The sequence below is a fragment of the Tabrizicola piscis genome (assembly GCF_003940805.1).
GTDB lineage: Bacteria > Pseudomonadota > Alphaproteobacteria > Rhodobacterales > Rhodobacteraceae > Tabrizicola > Tabrizicola piscis.
Genome location: NZ_CP034328.1, coordinates 917675 through 935954 on the forward strand (window position 1 = coordinate 917675; position 18280 = coordinate 935954).

16 protein-coding genes are annotated in these 18280 nt (G+C 64.3%); 11 read left to right on the forward strand and 5 right to left on the reverse strand.

The window, feature by feature from the left end; all coding sequences use genetic code 11:
* The first annotated feature begins 49 nt into the window (after positions 1–49).
* Entirely contained in the window at positions 50–1066 is a 1017-nt protein-coding gene (locus EI545_RS04430; protein WP_125324350.1) for a LacI family DNA-binding transcriptional regulator, read from the forward strand.
* 113 nt (positions 1067–1179) lie between these two features.
* On the opposite strand, the gene EI545_RS04435 is transcribed toward EI545_RS04430, so the two are convergent.
* Entirely contained in the window at positions 1180–2145 is a 966-nt protein-coding gene (locus tag EI545_RS04435; RefSeq protein ID WP_216842514.1) for a LacI family DNA-binding transcriptional regulator, read from the reverse strand.
* Positions 2146–2320: 175 nt separating this feature from the next.
* Between EI545_RS04435 and EI545_RS04440 the strand changes: the two genes are divergently transcribed.
* From EI545_RS04440 to EI545_RS04450, 3 genes are read left to right on the forward strand one after another with little or no spacing between them, the layout of a single operon-like run.
* Complete coding sequence (locus EI545_RS04440; protein ID WP_125324352.1) at positions 2321–3814, forward strand: sugar ABC transporter ATP-binding protein; 1494 nt, start codon at positions 2321–2323, stop codon at positions 3812–3814.
* 10 nt (positions 3815–3824) lie between these two features.
* The gene (locus EI545_RS04445; RefSeq protein WP_125324353.1) at positions 3825–4847 is read left to right on the forward strand and encodes an ABC transporter permease; all 1023 of its coding nucleotides are present in this window, start codon (positions 3825–3827) and stop codon (positions 4845–4847) included.
* A gap of 24 nt (positions 4848–4871) precedes the next feature.
* Complete coding sequence (locus EI545_RS04450; protein WP_125324354.1) at positions 4872–5918, forward strand: substrate-binding domain-containing protein; 1047 nt, start codon at positions 4872–4874, stop codon at positions 5916–5918.
* Between the two features lie 103 nt (positions 5919–6021).
* Here the strand turns inward: EI545_RS04450 and EI545_RS04455 are convergent, their stop codons facing one another.
* A complete protein-coding gene (locus EI545_RS04455; RefSeq protein WP_125324355.1) occupies positions 6022–6618 on the reverse strand; it encodes a TetR/AcrR family transcriptional regulator in 597 nt (198 codons plus the stop codon).
* Between the two features lie 94 nt (positions 6619–6712).
* Between EI545_RS04455 and EI545_RS04460 the strand changes: the two genes are divergently transcribed.
* Both EI545_RS04460 and EI545_RS04465 read left to right on the forward strand, forming a co-directional pair.
* The gene (locus EI545_RS04460; RefSeq protein ID WP_125324356.1) at positions 6713–7177 is read left to right on the forward strand and encodes a (2Fe-2S)-binding protein; all 465 of its coding nucleotides are present in this window, start codon (positions 6713–6715) and stop codon (positions 7175–7177) included.
* A 1-nt stretch (position 7178) separates the two neighbouring features.
* Positions 7179–9425 carry a xanthine dehydrogenase family protein molybdopterin-binding subunit gene (locus tag EI545_RS04465; RefSeq protein WP_125324357.1) on the forward strand — a complete coding sequence of 749 codons (2247 nt, stop codon included), beginning with the start codon at positions 7179–7181 and terminating at the stop codon, positions 9423–9425.
* Between the two features lie 127 nt (positions 9426–9552).
* Here EI545_RS04465 and EI545_RS04470 read toward each other — a convergent pair whose 3' ends face one another.
* The gene (locus EI545_RS04470) at positions 9553–9948 is read right to left on the reverse strand and encodes a RidA family protein (RefSeq protein WP_125324358.1); all 396 of its coding nucleotides are present in this window, start codon (positions 9946–9948) and stop codon (positions 9553–9555) included.
* A gap of 86 nt (positions 9949–10034) precedes the next feature.
* Between EI545_RS04470 and EI545_RS04475 the strand changes: the two genes are divergently transcribed.
* Both EI545_RS04475 and EI545_RS04480 read left to right on the forward strand, forming a co-directional pair.
* Positions 10035–10754, forward strand: a complete 720-nt coding sequence (locus EI545_RS04475; RefSeq protein ID WP_125324359.1) for a helix-turn-helix transcriptional regulator — start codon at positions 10035–10037, stop codon at positions 10752–10754.
* A gap of 214 nt (positions 10755–10968) precedes the next feature.
* Positions 10969–12768, forward strand: coding sequence for an NAD(P)/FAD-dependent oxidoreductase (locus EI545_RS04480; RefSeq protein WP_125324360.1), 1800 nt, complete (start codon positions 10969–10971; stop codon positions 12766–12768).
* A gap of 275 nt (positions 12769–13043) precedes the next feature.
* On the opposite strand, the gene EI545_RS04485 is transcribed toward EI545_RS04480, so the two are convergent.
* Both EI545_RS04485 and EI545_RS04490 read right to left on the reverse strand, forming a co-directional pair.
* Entirely contained in the window at positions 13044–13637 is a 594-nt protein-coding gene (locus EI545_RS04485; protein WP_125324361.1) for a DJ-1/PfpI family protein, read from the reverse strand.
* Between the two features lie 62 nt (positions 13638–13699).
* Complete coding sequence (locus EI545_RS04490; RefSeq protein WP_245990288.1) at positions 13700–14353, reverse strand: GntR family transcriptional regulator; 654 nt, start codon at positions 14351–14353, stop codon at positions 13700–13702.
* Between the two features lie 164 nt (positions 14354–14517).
* Here EI545_RS04490 and EI545_RS04495 point away from each other — a divergent pair, with 164 nt between their 5' ends.
* The 3 genes from EI545_RS04495 to EI545_RS04505 are packed head-to-tail and all read left to right on the forward strand — an operon-like array spanning position 14518 to position 18140.
* Positions 14518–15738, forward strand: a complete 1221-nt coding sequence (locus EI545_RS04495) for an iron-containing alcohol dehydrogenase (protein WP_125324363.1) — start codon at positions 14518–14520, stop codon at positions 15736–15738.
* 10 nt (positions 15739–15748) lie between these two features.
* Positions 15749–17212 carry an NAD-dependent succinate-semialdehyde dehydrogenase gene (locus tag EI545_RS04500; protein WP_125324364.1) on the forward strand — a complete coding sequence of 488 codons (1464 nt, stop codon included), beginning with the start codon at positions 15749–15751 and terminating at the stop codon, positions 17210–17212.
* Between the two features lie 28 nt (positions 17213–17240).
* Positions 17241–18140 carry an alpha/beta hydrolase gene (locus EI545_RS04505; protein ID WP_125324365.1) on the forward strand — a complete coding sequence of 300 codons (900 nt, stop codon included), beginning with the start codon at positions 17241–17243 and terminating at the stop codon, positions 18138–18140.
* Positions 18141–18280 lie beyond the last annotated feature (140 nt).

The window sequence follows — 18280 nt, forward strand, 5'->3', positions numbered from 1 at the left end:
CCCACCCTCCGCACTGGATTTTCGATCGGGGTAACGATACCAAAGCCAAATGAGCACACCCCGCAAGTCACGGACCATGGCAGATGTCGCCCGTCTTGCGGGCGTCTCGCCCATGACAGTCAGCCGGGCCTTCAAGACCGACAGCTCTGTCAGTGAGGCCACGCGTGATGCCATCCTGAAGGCGGCTGATGAACTTGGCTATGTGTTCGACAGCACGGCCTCGAACCTGCGGTCACAAAGGACCGACTTCATAGCCGTCACCATCCCGTCGATCAACAACGCCAACTTCGCCGAAACAGTACGCGGGCTGTCTGAGGGGCTGAAGGCCCGCGGGCTGCAGATCCTTTTGGGCTACACCGATTATGACATGGCCGAGGAAGAACGCCTGATCGAACAGTTCCTGCGCCGCCGCCCCGAGGCCATTGTCGTGACCGGCGGCCGCCACACGCCGCGCGCCCGGCGGATGCTGGAAAACGCAGGCATCCCGGTGATCGAGACCTGGGATCTGCCCGAGGATCCGATCGGCCATGTCGTCGGCTTTTCCAACGCCGATGCAGTGCGCGGGATGGTCGATCATTTCGTGGCCAAGGGACTGAAAAGCATTGCCTTCATCGGCGGCGACACCAGCCGCGACACCCGTGGTGCCGACCGCCGGTCGGGGTTCGTCGCGGCGATGGCGGCGCATGGGCTGGACGCCAGCCGGCTAATCGCGGTGGGCGCGCCGCCGATCTCGATGCGCGAGGGCGCCGAGGCGATGGGGCGCCTTCTGGACACGATGCCCGACACCGAGGCGGTGATCTGTGTGTCCGACCTGTCGGCGTTCGGCGCGCTGAGCGAATGCCAAAGGCGCGGGGTCGCGGTGCCGGGACAGCTGTGGATCGCGGGCTTCGGCGACTATGAGATCGCAGGGATCGCCGTCCCCGCGCTGACAACGATCAACCCCTTCCCCCGCGAAATCGGAACCCGCGCCGCAGCGCTGATCCTTGACGTGCTGGACGGCCGGCAGGTAGCGCCAACCAAGATCGCCATCTTCCCGGAACTGCTGATCCGCCAATCCGGCGGATGACGAAAGGGCGGGGTCTGCCGCCACCTCTTCTGAGGTCCACAGCGGCGGCTGCTTGCTCAGAGCCTCAATCCCGCCCGTCACCATCGCCGTAGTGGACCACGGCCCAAGAAGGGTTATCCCGTCGCGCCAGGCTCCAACCTCGTGGGGACGACAGTCACGTCCAGCCCCGGTTCGCCCTTCAGACGGGCGACGAGCGCCTCGGCGGCGGCCTTGCCGATGGCGGTGGTCGGGACCACGGTGGTCGTCAACCGGCGGGGCAGGATCGAGGCGGCCTCCATCCCGCCCCAGCCGGCGATGCCGATGTCTTCGGGCACCCGAAGCCCGCGGGACTGGGCATAGGCCATGCCGCCGATCGCCATTTCGTCATTATGGAAATAGACGACATCCAGCGCGGGCTGGCGGCTGAGCAGCGTTTCAAGGCCGTAGTAGCCGGCGTAGAAGCCGGGCGTGTCGTGCAGGATCTCGCGCGCGACTATCGGATGCCCGGCGCGCGATAGGGTGGCGTCAAACCCTTCCAGCCGGGCGGCGCCCATCACGTCGGCCCGGGCCAAAGCGCCGACATAACCCGCCCGCCGTCGACCACGGCGTAGCAGGAATTGCCCCATCTCCGCCCCGCAATCGAAATGCGAAAAGCCTACAGACATGTCGATCGGGCTTGTCGTCAGATCCCAGATCTCGACCACCGGTGCCGCCGCATTTCGCAATAGGTCGACGGTCCCCGGCGTATGGGTGCGGCCCGAAAGAATCAGACCTGCCGGGCGCCAGGCGATGACCTGTCGGATCCAGGCCTCTTCCTCGGCGGCGGAATGGTTGTTGGCACCGATCATGAGCTGATAGCCCAGCCGCGACAAGGCGCGGTCAACCCCGTCCAGCACCTGCCCGAACAGGCCCGAAGCCAGCCTTGGCACGCACATGCCGACCAGTGTCCCGGCCTGGTCCGCGCCGAAGGCAGCAGCAAGGCGGTTCGGGACATATCCCAGTTTTTCCGCGACCTTGACCACCCTGTCACGGGTGTCTTGCGAAAAGCCCGTCCCGCCGCGCAGGACCCGACTGACCGTCATCTTGGATACACCTGCCATTTTGGCGATATCCTCCAAATTGGCCTTCATCGGCGTGTTTCCTCGGCGGCGCTGGAGTTCATGTTATCGATAACTTTCTTCTTGACATGAACGGGGTGCAGGACCACCCTAGGCTACGTTACCGGTAAACCTGACGCAAGATCAGCCACGCCGCTACGCCAAGGGAGGACCTGCAATGCACCCGTCGCCTGACGGCCTTTTCTTTGACCGTGTCGTCAAATCCTTTGGCGGCACGCAGGCGTTGAAAGGTGTGTCGCTGACGGTTGGCCGTGGCGAGATCGTCGCCCTTCTCGGCGAGAACGGTGCGGGCAAGTCTACCTTAATCAAGGTGCTGGGCGGCATCCATCGGCCTGATGAGGGCGGCGTCGCGATCGACGGTGTGCCCTACGCGCACGAGGCGGGCAAGGCCGGTGGGCAGAAGGTTGCTTTCATCCATCAGGATCTGGGCCTGATCGAGTGGATGAGCGTGGCCGAGAATATCGCGCTCGCCCTCGGCTATGTCCGCCGAGGCCGTAGAATCGACTGGACCGCGACCGAGGCGGCGGCGGATGCGGCGCTGCGGCTGGTCGAGGCCGAGTTTTCCGCGACGGCCCGGGTGTCCAGCCTGACCCGGACCGAGAAATCCCTTGTCGCCATCGCGCGCGCACTGGCGGCCAGCAGCGATTTTCTGGTGCTTGATGAGCCGACCGCTAGCCTGCCCGCCGATGAGGTGGAGCGGCTGTTCGCGGCCCTGCGTCCCCTGAAGGCCAAGGGTGTGGGCATGATCTACGTCAGCCACCGGCTGGACGAGATCTTTCGCATTGCCGACCGGGTCGCCGTGCTGCGCGACGGGCAGATGGTCGGGATGCGCCCAATTGACCATACGACGCCCGAGGAACTGGTCAGCCTGATCGTCGGTCGCAAGGCGCGTGAAATTGCGCGGCCTGCGGTTCTGGACGGGCCGGATATTCTGACGGTCACTGGCCTCGCTACCCCGGCGGTCGGCCCGGTGAGCTTCGCAATCCGCCGGGGCGAGCTTCTGGGCCTCGCCGGCCTGCGCGGCGCGGGGCATGAGGATATCGGTCGGGCGCTGTTCGGGGTGATCCCCCATGCCGGGACGGTCAGTCTGGACGGCAAGACACCTGATCTCGCTTCGGCGCAGTCTGCCATGCGCTCCGGTATCGGTTTGGTCGCGCGGGACCGGATCGGCGAAAGCGTGGCACCGGGGCTGGCGATCCGCGAGAATGCCTTTCTGAACCCCTCGGCGACGGGACGGCGCATGCTATCAGTCATGTCGTCGCGCCGCGAAGAGGACATGGCAGAGGCCATTGGCCGCCGTGTCGGCCTGTCGCCAAATGACCCGACGCTCGCCATCGAGGCGTTGTCGGGCGGCAACCAGCAGAAGGTTGTCGTGGGGCGCTGGCTGGATTCCGGTCGAAGGCTGCTGATCACCGAGGACCCGACAGCGGGTGTCGATGTCGGTGCCAAGGCCGAAATCTACCATCTGCTCTACGAGGCACTTGCCAGCGGGATGGGCGTGCTTGTCGTCTCGACCGACTTCGAGGAAATCGCCGCGATCTGTCACCGTGCCATTGTGTTCAGCCGGGGAATGCCCGTGGCGGAACTCAGCGGCGTCGAACTTTCTACTGAAACGCTGATCCAGGCCGCTTCGGCCGGTGAAGCTGCCTGAGGACCCATGCATGCCGGGAATTGAATCGAACGCGGTTGAACCGACGAAGAACGAGCTTCGGGGTCTGTCGGTGATGCAGAAGGCGCTGCGACTGGCACCGACCTATGGCTTGGTCATCCTTATGGTCGGGCTGATCCTGCTGTTCTCAATCCTGCTGCCCAACACTTTTCCGACCATCCTGAACCTGCGGTCGATCCTGAGCGACAAGGCGATCATCGCGCTTCTGGCGCTGGCCGCAATGATCCCGATGGTGGCGGGGCGCATCGACCTGACCGTCGGTTACGCTATCGTCCTGTGGCACATCCTCGCGATCAGTCTGCAGACGGTTTATGGCCTGCCTTGGCCGGTCGCAGTCGGGATCGTACTGATCCTCGGGGTCATCACCGGGGCGCTGAACGGGCTTTTGGTCGAGGTCGCGCGGATCGACAGCTTCATCGCCACGCTTGGCACCGGAACCGTGCTTTACGCGCTGGCACTGTGGCATACCGGCGGGCGGCAGATGGTCGGCACCTTGCCGGACGCGTTTTTGGCCATCAACGGCACCTTCGTCTTCGGCCTGCCGATCACGGCTTACTACGTGCTGGCGATCACCTTGGCCCTGTGGATCATCCTGGAATACACGCCCACAGGCCGCTACCTTTATGCGATCGGCGCCAACCAGCGCGCGGCCGAGTTGAACGGCATCCCCACCCGAAAGTTCGTGATCGGCGCTTTCGTGTCCTCGGGCCTGCTGACGGCGCTGGCGGGGGTGCTGCTCGCCTCCAAGCTGCGGATCGGTCAGGCCTCGGTCGGGCTTGAGTTCCTGCTGCCGGCGCTGGTGGGGGCGTTCCTGGGGTCAACCACCATCAAGCCGGGGCGCGTCAACGTCTGGGGGACCATTGTCGGGGTGATGATCCTGGCGGTCGGCATCTCGGGAATCCAGCAGTTCGGCGGCAGCTTCTGGGTCGAGCCGATGTTCAACGGCACCACGCTTCTGATCGCGATCGGCATTGCCGGTTACGCGCAGCGCAAGAAGGGCGCGAAATCCAAATAGACAGCATCCTAGGGAGGAACCACCATGCTGAAACGGACACTGCTTCAAACACTTATGGCCGGCACGATCCTGGCCGCGACGGGTCTGACCGCCCTTGCGCAAGAGGCTTTTGATGGCCCTACGGCCGGCCCAAAGGCAGCCGAGGGCAAGACCATCGTCGTGCTGGCTGCTGACCTGAAGAACGGCGGCATCCTTGGCGTCACGACCGGCATCGAAGAAGCTGCCGCCAAGATCGGGTGGGAGGTCAAGGTCCTTGACGGCGCAGGCTCGGTGCAAAGCCGGTCTGCCGCCGTGGGTCAGGCCCTTGCGCTGAACCCCGCAGGACTTGTGATCAACGGCTTTGACGCCGCCGAACAGCAGGCCGCGCTGGAAGGCGTGACTGCGGCGGGCATCCCGATCGTCTCGTGGCATTCCGGTCCGAAGATCGGCTGCGACGCACCGGGCGGCATTTTCGCAAACGTCTCGACCGATGCAATGCAGGTGTCGGAAGTAGCCGCGAAATGGGCGTTGGACGATGCGGGTGGCAAGCCCGGTGTCGTGATCTTCACCGACAGCACTTACCAGATCGCCATCGACAAGGCTGATCGCATGAAGAAGGTGATCGAAGAGGCTGGCGGCACGGTTCTGGAATATGTCGACACGCCCATCGCCGAAACCTCCACCCGGATGGGCCCGCTGACGACTACGCTTCTGCAACAGCACGGTGCGGCCTGGACCCACTCGTTGGCGATCAACGATCTCTACTTCGACTTCATGGGGCCATCGCTGGCCGCTGCCGGGATCGACGGCCGGGGCGCGCCAAAGGCTGGGTCTGCCGGTGACGGGTCGGAGGCCGCCTTCCAGCGCATCCGCACTGGCGAATACCAGGCCGTCACGGTCGCCGAACCGCTGAACCTGCAGGGCTGGCAGCTGGTGGACGAGTTGAACCGCGCGATCCAGGGCGAGGCCTGCTCGGGCTATATCACCGCGCCTGCGCTGGTGACCGAAGAGGGGCTGGCCAATACGACGGGCAACACCTTTGATCCCAACAACGGTTACCGCGAGGCCTATGCCGCGATCTGGGGCAAGTAATCCTTCTGCAACATTTGGGGTGCTGCGAGTTGTTCGTGGCACCCCTCGTTCTTCCAGGGTCGTTGACACCTGAACCTTCGCCTCTGGAGGAAAGCTTCAGATGCTATCGTGACAAGGCCTTACCGAAGATCGCGGCCACGCGCGCCTGGGCTGCGCGGTAGTCTGCGAAGCCCGTGGCAAAGGCCTTGATTCCGAATTTCGTCGCCATCACCGCCGCGGCAAAATCAGCGGCCGTGACATTCAGGCCATCAAGACTGAAACGCCCGTCCGTCACGCCCTTATCGATCCAGCGTGCGATGTGCCCTGTGATCCGGGCATGCGCCTCCACAACGGCGGCCTGCGAAAACGGTCCGTTTGCCGACAGGATCTCATCGGCGTGGGGGGAGTTCAGCATCACCTCCACCGCCTCCCCATCGATCGCGTGGAACGCAGCCAGCAAGACCTCGGCTGCTGAACCTGGTTCGGCAAGCACCCGTTCCACGGCCTTTTCTGACCGTTCGAAATGGATGCGGACCAGCGCGTTGAAGATATCTTCCTTCCCCGCATAATGCAGATACAGCGCAGGCCGGGACATGCCGGCACTTGCCGCGATGTCGGCCATCGAGGTCCGCCGCAAGCCATAACGCGCAAAGCACTCAAAGGCCGCGCGAAGGATCGCGGCTTCCTTCGAGTCGGTCTCAGGGGCATCCAGCGCGGTCATTCCTTCACGATAGAGGAGCCCCCACCCGGCGTCAAATCACTGATTGACAGACTGACAAATTACGTCTAAAGTGTCAGAAACCATGGAGCCAGTCATGTCCTTTACTCTGTCGATAAACGGCGCCCCACACCAGGTGGATCTGCCCGGCGATGTGCCGCTGCTTTGGGTGCTGCGCGATGGTCTGGGCATGACCGGCACCAAGTTCGGCTGCGGGGTCGCGGCCTGCGGGGCCTGCACCGTGCTTATCGACGGTCAGGCAGTCCGGTCCTGTCAGGTCCCCCTTTCCGATGCGACGGGGGCGATCACGACCATCGAAGGTCTTGGCCAGCCCGAGGCACTTGCGCCCCTGCAACAGGCCTGGGTTAAGCACCAGGTCGCGCAATGCGGCTACTGCCAGTCGGGTCAGATCATGCAGGCGGCCGCCCTTCTGGCCGAAATCCCCGACCCTACCGATCAGGACATCGACGATTCCATGCAGGGCAACCTCTGCCGCTGCGGCACCTATCCTCGCATCCGCGCCGCCATCCATGAGGCCGCCCAAATGATGAAGGCTGGCTGACATGGCATCCTGGAAAACCATCACCCGCCGGTCATTCATCGTCCTTGGCGCCGCCATGGTCGGCGGGGCCGCCTTCGGGGCCTACAAGGTCACCGAAGTTCCGGCGAACCCGCTTGTGCCCGCCCCCGGATCAACCCCGCTGAACCCTTGGGTCATCATCAACGCCGACGGCATCACCGTCATCGCGCCCCGGGCCGAGATGGGTCAGGGCATCTCGACCACCCTCGCCGCCCTTGTGGCGGAAGAGCTGGACGTTGACTGGTCGCAGGTCCGCGTCCTGCATGGCCCCCCGGCGCAAGCCTATTATAACGCAGGCTTTGCCGAACGGATGTCGAATGAGCCGGACTACAAGCTTTCCCTTGCCGACAATTCCCCGAATGTCATTCTGGCCGCCCTGCCGAAGATCCTCTCTCTGCAGATGACCGGCGGCTCCACCGGTGCGATCGGCGGCTTCCACCAGATGCGTCTGGCCGGTGCTGGGGCACGAGAAGCGTTGAAAGCTGCCGCCGCCAAGCGCCTTGGCGTCTTGCCCGACACGCTGAAGACCGAAGGTGGCAAAGTCATCGGCGAAAAGACCTTCACCTACGCCGAACTGGCCGAGGAGGCCGCGTCACTGGTGCCCGAAGATGTGGCCCTGCGCGACCCGTCGACCTGGCGCTTTGTCGGCAAGTCTATGCCCCGCCTCGACATGGTCGCCAAATCCACGGGGACCGAAACCTTCGGGATCGACATCACCCTGCCCGGCATGAAGTTCGCCACTGTCCGGATGAACCCCAACCGCGGCGGCGCGATGACCAGCTTCGACCCCGCCGCTGCTCTCGCTTTCCCGGGCGTTGACCGGGTGATCGACCTTGACACCGGCATCGCCGTCGTCGCCAGCAACACATGGACGGCGATGCAGGCCGCCCAACTTGTCGACATCCAGTGGGGCGCGGCTGACTACCCCGCCGACACGGCCGCGATGATGTCGCGCATCGAAGCCGCCTTCGCGACCGAACCCAACTCGCGCCTGCGCGATGACGGCGATGTCGAGGCCGAGCTGGCCAAGGGTGACGTGATCGAGGCTGAATACCGTATCCCGTTCCTTGCCCACGCCTCGATGGAGCCGTTGAACGCGACCGCATGGGTCAAGCCCGACGGCGCGGTCGAGGTCTGGTGTGGCAACCAAGCCCCGATCCTGACCCGTGACGCCATCGCGGGCGCGCTGCAGATCGACGCGGGCAAGGTCACGCTTCACACCCCAGTCATGGGCGGCGGCTTTGGTGGGCGCACCGACCCGGTCCCTGCCGTCCTTGCCGCGCGCGTGGCCGCCGCCATGCCCGACACGCCGGTGAAACTTACCTACAGTCGCGAAGAGGACATGACGCAGGACTTCTACCGCCCAGCCGCCATCGCCCGGATGTCCGGGCGGCTGCAGGATGGCAAGGTCACTGCCCTTTGGGGCCGCGCTGCTGCCCCTTCAGCCGCGCAGAACGCCCTTGCGCGCCTTGTCGGTTTTGCGCCCCCCGGCCCGGATCGCGGCACGGTCGAGGGTGGCTTTGACCAACCCTACGGCCTGCCGAACTATCGCTATGACGGCCATCTGGCCGACCTGACCGTGCCCTTGGGCTTCTGGCGGTCGGTCGGCAACTCGATGAACGCGTTCTTTCTGGAAAGCTTCATCGACGAACTCGCGCACGCTGCCGGGGCCGACCCCCTGGCTTTTCGATTGGAGCTGATGAAGGACACCCACGCGCCCTCGGCCACGCTTCTGGAAACCGTGCGCGACATGTCGGGCTGGGATAGCCTGAAACGCCCGGGCTTCGGGCGGGGTGTGGCCTTCTGCTACTCCTTCGGCACCCCTGTCGCTCAGGTGCTGGAGGTGCAGGACACCCCCGCTGGCATCAAGCTGACCCGCGCCTGGATCGCCTGCGACCCCGGCCTTGCGATGGACCCCGGCATTGTCGAAGCCCAGATGACCGGCGCGATGATCTATGGCCTTTCCGCTGCGGTGCAGGGCGCGATCACCTTTGCCGATCAGCAGGTGGTCGAGCAGAACTTCCCCGACTATGACGCCCTGCGGATGCACACGACCCCGGCTTTCGAGGTCAGGATCCTGCAGAACAACGGCACCTTCGGCCACATCGGCGGCGCGGGGGAACCCGGCACGCCGCCTGCAGCACCAGCCCTTGCGAACGCGCTTTACGACCTTGCCGGAACCCGCGCGCGGAGCCTGCCGCTGAACCAGCAGTTCAGTTTCGCGCTATAGATTGGTGAGGGTCGGCCCTTCCCTGCCGGTCGCCCCACGGTGAACCGAGCCGACGTATAGCAGTGTGCGGGTGGGAGCCGCCGTTCGGCCTTGCAAGGTGAACGGCGGCTTCCGCGATCAACTTGCGTCAGGCGCAGGCAGTTGCTTCAATTTCGAACATCAGGCCCGGAATGGCCAGCCGTGTCACACCGACCAAGGTCATCGGCGGAGCGTTCTGCACCGTCCCGAACCGCATCCCCAGCAAATCGAAATTCCTCAGCGCCTCATCCACATCCGTCGCAAAAATGCCAAGCCGGGTGACATGGCTCAGGTCCATGCCCGCGCCACCAAGGACCACTGCCAAATTGTCCAGCGCCAGCCCGATCTGGCCGCGCATATCGCCCAGATGTTGCGGGTTCCCGTCCGCATCAACAGCCGTCTGCCCAGCGCAAATGAGCTGGCGCGTCGCGCCTTCGATGATCTCGGCCTGATTGTATCCCAGTTTCAGGGACCAGTCCCACGGATTGACGGCAGTGCGTTGCATGGCAAGTTCTCCTTCTTGATGCCCATGCCGAACCCATAGACTCTATTGGCGCCAAATTTTGGCACCTTTCATGCTATGCTGGCCCCATGAATATTCGCGCCCGCCATGATGCCATCGTTCGCAGCCTGCGCCGCTCCGGGACGGCGACCGTCGATGCACTTGCCCGAGAGGTCGGCGCCTCACGGCGGACGGTGCTGCGCGACATCGTCGCCCTGCGCGATCAGGGGTTTGTCATTTACTCCGAGCCCGGACGCGGCGGCGGCCTGCAACTCGACCCACAGTCCATGCAAACGACCGCGCGACTTGCCGTGGCCGAGGTCTTTGCCCTGCTGATCAGCGTGGCCGCAATGCGCGCAGCCGGACAGCTGCCGTTCTCGGGCCTAGCTGATGCCGGACTCGCCAAGATCGAAAAGACCTTACCGCCGGAAAAAGTACGCGATCTGCGCCGGTTTCTTGGCTGCCTGCATGTTGGGAAGCTTTCGCCGTTTCAGGACTTGTCGGACATGGGATCAATCGACCCCGATCTGTTGCCCACCTTCGAGACTGCGTTCCTGGAACGCCTGCGCCTGAGGTTTGAGTATCGCGATGCTGAAGGCCGACAGACGGGCCGCGAGGTTGAACCGCAGGCCATGCTGATCCTGCCGCCCCTGTGGTATCTGGTGGCATGGGACCCTGCGCGCGAGGATTTCCGGCATTTCCGGATGGACCGCATCAGTAGGCCGAATGTCGTCGGCGGGACAAAGTTCCGGCAACGCCATGTGCCGTTTGACAAGGACGTCTGCCCGTACAGCAGTTTGCCGCGATGAGCGTTCCGATGCTGATGTTCAATTCTGTCACAGCTTCGATCCATGAGGGCTTCTATGGATAGGCGGACTATCCGAAGTTCATAAGATTGGTCTGGGTCCGGCATACCCCGCGGTGCGTTTGATGCCAGCCTATCAGTCTTGCGATGCAATATCCTTTGGTGCTGCAGCAGAAGTGCGTCACTTTGAATGTGGGAGAACTTGAGGGAGGAAACCCATGCTCGATTCCACAGCGACAGATCACGTCTCCGGGTTCTTGTCGGACTTTGGTGATGCGCTTTCGTCTGGCGACATAGACCGCGCGACGGCGATGTTTCAGGACGATTGCTATTGGCGCGACCTGGTCACCTTCACCTGGAACATCAAGACGGTCGAAGGCCGCGCCGAGGTCGCCGACATGTTGCGCCATCAGCTGGCTGCGACTAAGCCGTCGAACTGGCAAATCGCAGAGGGCGAGACGGCGTCAGAGGATGGCGGCGTGACCACGGCCTGGATCAGCTTTGAAACAGAGGTTGCCCGGGGCTATGGGCTGATCCGTCTGAAGGACGGCAAGATCTGGACGCTTCTCACCTCGATGGTCGAACTGAAGGGCCATGAGGAACCGCTAGGGTACGACCGGCCGCTGGGGGCCAAGCATGGTGCCGACAAGCACCGTCCCTCATGGCTGGAAGAACGTGAGGCCGAGGCGCGCGAACTGGGTTACACAAGCCAGCCCTATGTGCTGATCATCGGTGGCGGGCAGGGCGGCATCGCGCTTGGGGCGCGGTTACGGCAGTTGGGCGTGCCGACGATCATCGTCGAAAAGAACGCCCGGCCCGGCGACAGCTGGCGGAACCGCTACAAGTCGCTGTGTCTGCATGACCCGGTCTGGTACGACCATCTGCCCTATCTGCCCTTCCCGCCGAACTGGCCGGTCTTCGCGCCAAAGGACAAGATCGGCGACTGGCTGGAAATGTATACGAAGATCATGGAGCTGAACTACTGGACCAAGACCACCTGCAAGCACGCCTCATATGACGAGGCCACGCAGGAATGGACGGTGGTGGTTGACCGCGACGGTGCCGAGGTCACGCTGAAGCCCAAGCAACTGGTCCTCGCCACCGGCATGTCCGCCAAGGCAAACATGCCAAGCTATCCCGGGATGGAACGGTTCAAGGGCGACCAGCATCATTCGTCGAAACACCCCGGCCCAGACGCCTACAAAGGCAAGCGGGCGGTGGTCATCGGGTCGAACAACTCGGCCCATGACATTTGCGCCGCACTTTGGGAAAACGATGTCGACGTCACGATGGTGCAGCGGTCGTCTACCCACATCGTGCGGTCTGACACCTTGATGGAGATCGGGCTCGGCGGGCTCTACTCCGAACAAGCGGTGCAGGGCGGCATGACGACCAATAAGGCGGACATGATCTTTGCCAGCCTGCCCTATCGCATCCTGCATGAGTTCCAGATCCCGCTGTACAACCAGATGCGCGAGCGTGACGCCGAGTTCTACGCCGGGCTGGAAAAGGCCGGGTTCTGGCTGGACTGGGGCGATGACGGTTCGGGACTGTTCATGAAATACCTGCGGCGCGGGTCGGGGTATTACATCGACGTCGGCGCCAGCCAGCTGATCATCGACGGCAAGATCAAACTGGCCCATGGCAATGTGAAAGAGATCACTGAGGATGCTGTGGTGCTGGAGGATGGCACCGTGCTGCCCGCCGATGTGATCGTCTATGCCACGGGCTATGGGTCGATGAATGGCTGGGCCGCAGATCTAATCGGCAAGGATGTGGCCGACAAGGTGGGCAAATGCTGGGGTCTGGGGTCGGCGACGACGAAGGACCCGGGGCCATGGGTGGGTGAGCAGCGTAACATGTGGAAGCCGACCAAGCAGGAAGGCCTGTGGTTCCACGGCGGCAACCTGCACCAGTCGCGGCACTATTCGCAGTTTCTGTCCTTGCAACTCAAGGCGCGGATGGAGGGCATCGCGACGACGGTCTACGGCATCCCCGATACCCACCTGCTGAGTTGATCTGAAACCGGCCCTTCGCAATGTTGGGCGTCAGAGGGACCTTTGACGCCCCCCGACCGGCTCTGCTGTTCCGTCTGTCATTCCTTCTTGATCGCAGGTCCTTGCCATGGGCCGTGATCCCATCGCGGATGGAGGGAAGGATCCGGTAGAAAGCCATTGCCTTGGCGCGGTCGAAGAACGCGGGTCAGGTACGCGGCGTGTCGCCGGGCGTCAAACAGAAAAGGCCATCGCTGCGGTTTGGCAGCGATGGCCTTGGTCGGGCAATGTTTCGGTGGTCAGGTGTGGGTGATCTGAGTGCCGAGGACCTTCAGGCATTCCCGCATGAAGGCGGCAAGCCCGGTCCAGCCTTTCGCCGACACCATGGTGCCATCGACATAGGCCTCGGTCGGCTTGACGTCGATATATGTGCCGCCCGCAAGGATCACCTCGGGCTCACAGGCACCCAGGGCTGCAACCTTCTTGCCGCGCACCACGCCATCGACGGCTACTAGGATCTGGACGCCGTGACAGATGGTGAAGATCGGCTTCTTCGTCTCGTGGAAGTGCCGGACCATCGCCTGAATCCGCTTGTCGGTGCGGATGTATTCCGGCCCGCGCCCACCGGCGCAATAGACTGCGTCATACTGGTCCAACTGCTTTTCCGCTTCGGAGAAGGTCTTGTTGATGTCGGCATAGTGGCCGTAGCGCTCGACATAGGTCTGGTGGCCTTCAAAGTCGTGCAGGCTGGTCTGGATCTTCTCACCGGCCTTCTTGTCGGGGCACACGACGTGGACCGTGTGGCCGACGGCTTCCATGCCCTGCTGGAAGACGAAGATCTCATATTCCTCGGTGAACTCGCCCGTCAGCATCAGGATCTTCTTGCCAGCCATCTGTCTTCTCCTCCTCGGTGAGATGCGCACGGCGCTTTGCGCCGACGCGGGTTCGGTCCGGCCTATTCGAAGGCCGCAAGCAGTCGGTCGTGGGACCGCTGGATGTGGTCGCGCATCGCCTGGGCGGCGGCATCCGGGTCGCGGTTGCGCAGGGCCACAAGCAGGCGTTCGTGTTCTTCCAGCGCCTCGGCAGTGACGCGGGCGTGGAACATCAGCCGGAACAGGTGCAGATGGACGTGCTGGCCAGACAGCGCCTGCCGCATGACGTTGTTGCCACCTACCCGAAGGATGGCATCATGAAACTGCGCGTCGGCGCGGGCAAAGCGCGAATACCGGCTGTTGCGGTCGACCGGGGTGCCGCTGTTTTCCATGTCGGCTGCAATGGCCTCAATCGCTGCCATCGCCTCGGAGGTCATGTTGCGGGCGGCCAGCTTGGCGCCCTCAGGCTCAAGCAGCAGGCGGAATTCGTAGAGGTCGTCAAACTGCTTGCGGGTCAGTTGCGGGGCGGCGGAGTAGCCGATCAGGTGCGCCTTGCGCACCAGCCCTTCGCGTTCCAGCCGACTTAACGCCTCGCGCACCGGGGTCTGCGAGATGTCCAGATCACGGGCGAGGACGTCGATGGCGATGCGCGCGCCGGGGGCGATTTCCAGCGACATCAACCGTTCGTAGATGTTGTCATAGACGCCATCGACCATGCTGACAGGGCGCAAAGACACCTGTCGACCTTCCCGTTGTGTTGCCAGTTCCATCGCCATCATCTTCGCTTGACACGAGGCAAGTGGTCACAGATATCCTATCGCATGTCAAATCGTTTATCATATACGATCTGATTTACCCGGCCACCAAACCGGGCGCGGACGCCTGTCCTTTGAGGGGAAGAATGCAGCAATTCGCCACCATCAGATCCCCGCGCGAGGTGCTTTTCGGCCCCGGTCAACGCCATGCCCTTGCCGCTGTGGCAAAGCGCCTTGGCACCCGGGCGCTTGTCATCACCGACGCCCGACTGGCCGCTGACCTCATGTTCCAAGCCATGGTCGCAGACCTGCAGGACGCCGGGCTGGAGGTCCGGGTGGATGCGAGCACCCTGCCCGATGTCCCGGTCGCCTCAGCCATCGCAGCGGCCGAGGCGCAGCGCAGCTTTGCGGCTGATCTGGCCATCGGGATCGGCGGCGGGTCCTGCCTCGACATGGCGAAATGCGTGGCCCTTCTGCTGACGCATGGCGGCCGCCCGCAGGATTACTTTGGCGAGTTGCTGGTGCCCGGCCCGATCCTTCCCCTGATCGCGGTCCCGACCACGGCAGGCACCGGGTCCGAGGTGACACCGGTCGCGGTCCTGTCAGATTCCGAACGCACGCTGAAGGTGGGCATCTCGTCACCCCACCTGATCCCCGTTACCGCGATCTGTGACCTAGAACTGACGATGACCTGCCCGCCCGCCCTGACCGCAATTGCGGGTGCAGACGCGCTGACCCACGCCATCGAGGCCTTCACGGCCATTCGCCGCCCGCTGACCCCCAGCGTGACGCAAGAACGGGTCTTTGTCGGCAAGAACCTGACCTCCGACCACTTCGCCCTTCGCGCCATCACGCTTCTGTCCGAAGGGCTGGAGGCGGCTTGCACCGACGGAACCAATGCCGAGGCGCGGGGCAAGGTGATGCTGGGTGCGACCCTCGCCGGTCTGGCCTTCGGCGTCGCAGGCACGGCGGCGGCCCATGCGATCCAGTACCCCATCGGCGCGCTGACCCATACCGCGCATGGCACCGGCGTCGCTTGCCTCATGCCCTATGTGATGGCCTGGAACGCCCCTGCGATCCAGCCCGAACTGGCCGAGATTGCCGTGGCAATGGGCCTTGGTCATGCCGATCAGGTGATCCCGACGCTGTCGGGCCTGTTCAGACGGATCGGCATTCCTGCGACCCTGCAGGACCTCGGCCTCGCGGCGGACAGGATCGACTGGGTTGCCGACCAATCGCTTGGCATCGCCCGCCTGATGCAGAACAATCCGCGCCCGATCTCCCCCGCTGACATGCGCCACCTGCTGCACGCGGCTTTCACCGGCGATCTCGCGTTTGCCCAAACCGCTGCCAGCTCCCCTGCCTGAGGACCTGCCCATGACCTTCGACGCCCCCCTTCGGGACTACGCCGACCCTACGCTGCATGCCCAAGGCCTGTGGATCGGCGGGCAATGGCTGCATGGCGGCGGCATTCCGGTGACCAACCCCTCGACCGGCCGCCCGATTGCCGAAGTCGCCGACGCCGGGGTTGCCGAAGCAATGGCCGCCGTCGATGCGGCAGATGCCGCCGCCGCCGGTTGGCGGGCGACCCCTCCCCGGCAACGGTCCGAAATCCTCCGCCGCATCTTCACCCGGATGACCGAAGAGGCCGAGGCACTGGCGCATCTGATCGCGCTGGAGAACGGCAAGGCCCTGCCGGACGCGCGCGGTGAGGTCGCCTACGCCGCCGAGTTCTTCCGCTGGTACTCCGAGGAAGCCACCCGCATCCCGGGTGAGTTCCGCCGCACCCCTTCCGGGTCGCACAACATCCTTGTCGACCATGAACCCATCGGAATTTCCATCCTGATCACCCCGTGGAACTTCCCCGCCGCGATGGCCACCCGCAAGATCGGCCCGGCCCTCGCCGCTGGCTGCACGGTGATCCTGAAACCCGCCTCGGAAACCCCGCTGACCGCCTATGCCATGGCCCGGCTGGCGGAAGAGGCGGGCGTCCCCCCCGGCGTGATCAACGTCATCACGACCACCCGGCCCGGCCCGGTGACTGCAGCCATGCTCGCCGACCCCCGGGTGCGGAAACTGTCGTTCACCGGGTCAACCGGCGTCGGCCGCACGCTTCTGGCCGAAGCCGCCAAGACCGTCGTCAGCTGCTCGATGGAGCTTGGCGGCAACGCCCCCTTCCTCGTCTTTGACGACGCCGACCTGAACGCCGCCCTCGACGGCGCGATGGTCGCCAAGATGCGGAACGCGGGTGAGGCCTGCACCGCGGCCAACCGCTTCTATGTGCAGGACGGCATCCATGACGCCTTCGTCGCCGGTCTCGCCGCGCGGATGGCGGCGATGACGGTCGGCCCGGGCACCGACCCCGCCACCCAATGCGGTCCGATGATCACGGCCAAGGCGGTGCAGAAGATCGACCGGCTGGTCAGCGATGCCGTCGCCCGTGGTGCGTGCGTGGTCACCGGCGGCGTGCCCTTGGATGGCGAGGGGTTCTACTACCCGCCCACCGTGCTGGAGAACGTCCCGCAAGACGCCCCCATCGCGCATGAGGAAATCTTTGGCCCCGTCGCCCCCGTTTACCGCTTCCAGACCGAGGCAGAGGCGATCACCCTTGCCAACGCCACCGAATACGGGCTTGCCGCCTATGTCTACTCGACCGACCTGACGCGCGCCCTGCGGGTGTCGAAGGCGATCGAGACCGGGATGGTCGGTCTGAACCGAGGCTTGATGTCCGACCCCGCCGCCCCGTTCGGCGGCGTCAAGCAAAGCGGATTGGGGCGCGAAGGCGGCGTCACCGGCATCCTGGAGTTCATGGAGCCAAAGTATCTTGCAATTGATTTCTGACCCACCGCTCCGGCAGGGAAGCAGCGCCATGTCACGCCCCGAACCCGATGCCGACCCCTACCGCATCCGCAGCTTCGTTCCGGACTTCGATGCCATCACAGCCGAAATCGCCGCCCGCAGCAAGGCGCTTGCCGCACGGTCACTGATCTGGTCAGGAAGCTCTTATGGCGAATGCGCACGCGAGCGAATGGATATCCTTCTGCCGCCCAACCTTCGCCAGGGCGCGCCGATCCACATGTTCGTGCATGGCGGCTACTGGCGCTCGGGCGACAAGGCCGACTACACTTGCATCGCGGCGCCCGTTCTGGCGGTTGGGGGGATCGCGGCCATCGTGGAATACGACCTGATGCCCGGCACCCGGCTTGGCACTTTGGTCGGCCAAGTGCGCCGGGCCGCGGCCTGGCTTGCCGCCCGGGCACCCGGTCTGGGTGCGGATCCTGCAAGACTGACGGTCAGCGGTCATTCGGCGGGGGCACATCTGGCCAGCTACCTTGCGGCAACCGGTCGGAGCGATGCCTCGCTGCCGGCTACCCCCGTAGCGGGATTGCTGCTTCTGAGCGGTATCTATGATCTTTCGGGCATCCCGGAGAGCTTCCTGAAAGAGGAGGCGCGGATGACCGAAGCCGAGGCTGCAAACTGGTCACCGCTGACCGCGCGCCAGCAGATTGGACCGAAGCGCATTATTGCCCTTGGGGCGGAGGAGACCGAGCCTTTCCATGCACAGGCAGGTCGCCTGCATCGACTGTGCCGGGGGTTGGGGGTCAAGACCGAACTGATGGTGCGTCCCGGGTTGAATCACATGAATGTCGTGCTCGATCTGGCCGATCCCGACCAACCTCTTGGTCAGAAACTGGCAAACCTGGTGCAATCCGCCAGATTGCAGGTGGCCCTTCCCTTCCCCGGCGCCACCCGAGCCGGTGTCGTTTAGCCGCCAGCTTGAACAGGCCGGTCGTACCCCGGCCGCGCTCGGGTAGCTGCGCGGGTCTAACGCCCTAAGCTGCGCGCCTTGCGGGCCCCGGGGAGTTTACACCCTCCGGACCTCCCGTGGGATATTTGTGCAGAAAGAAA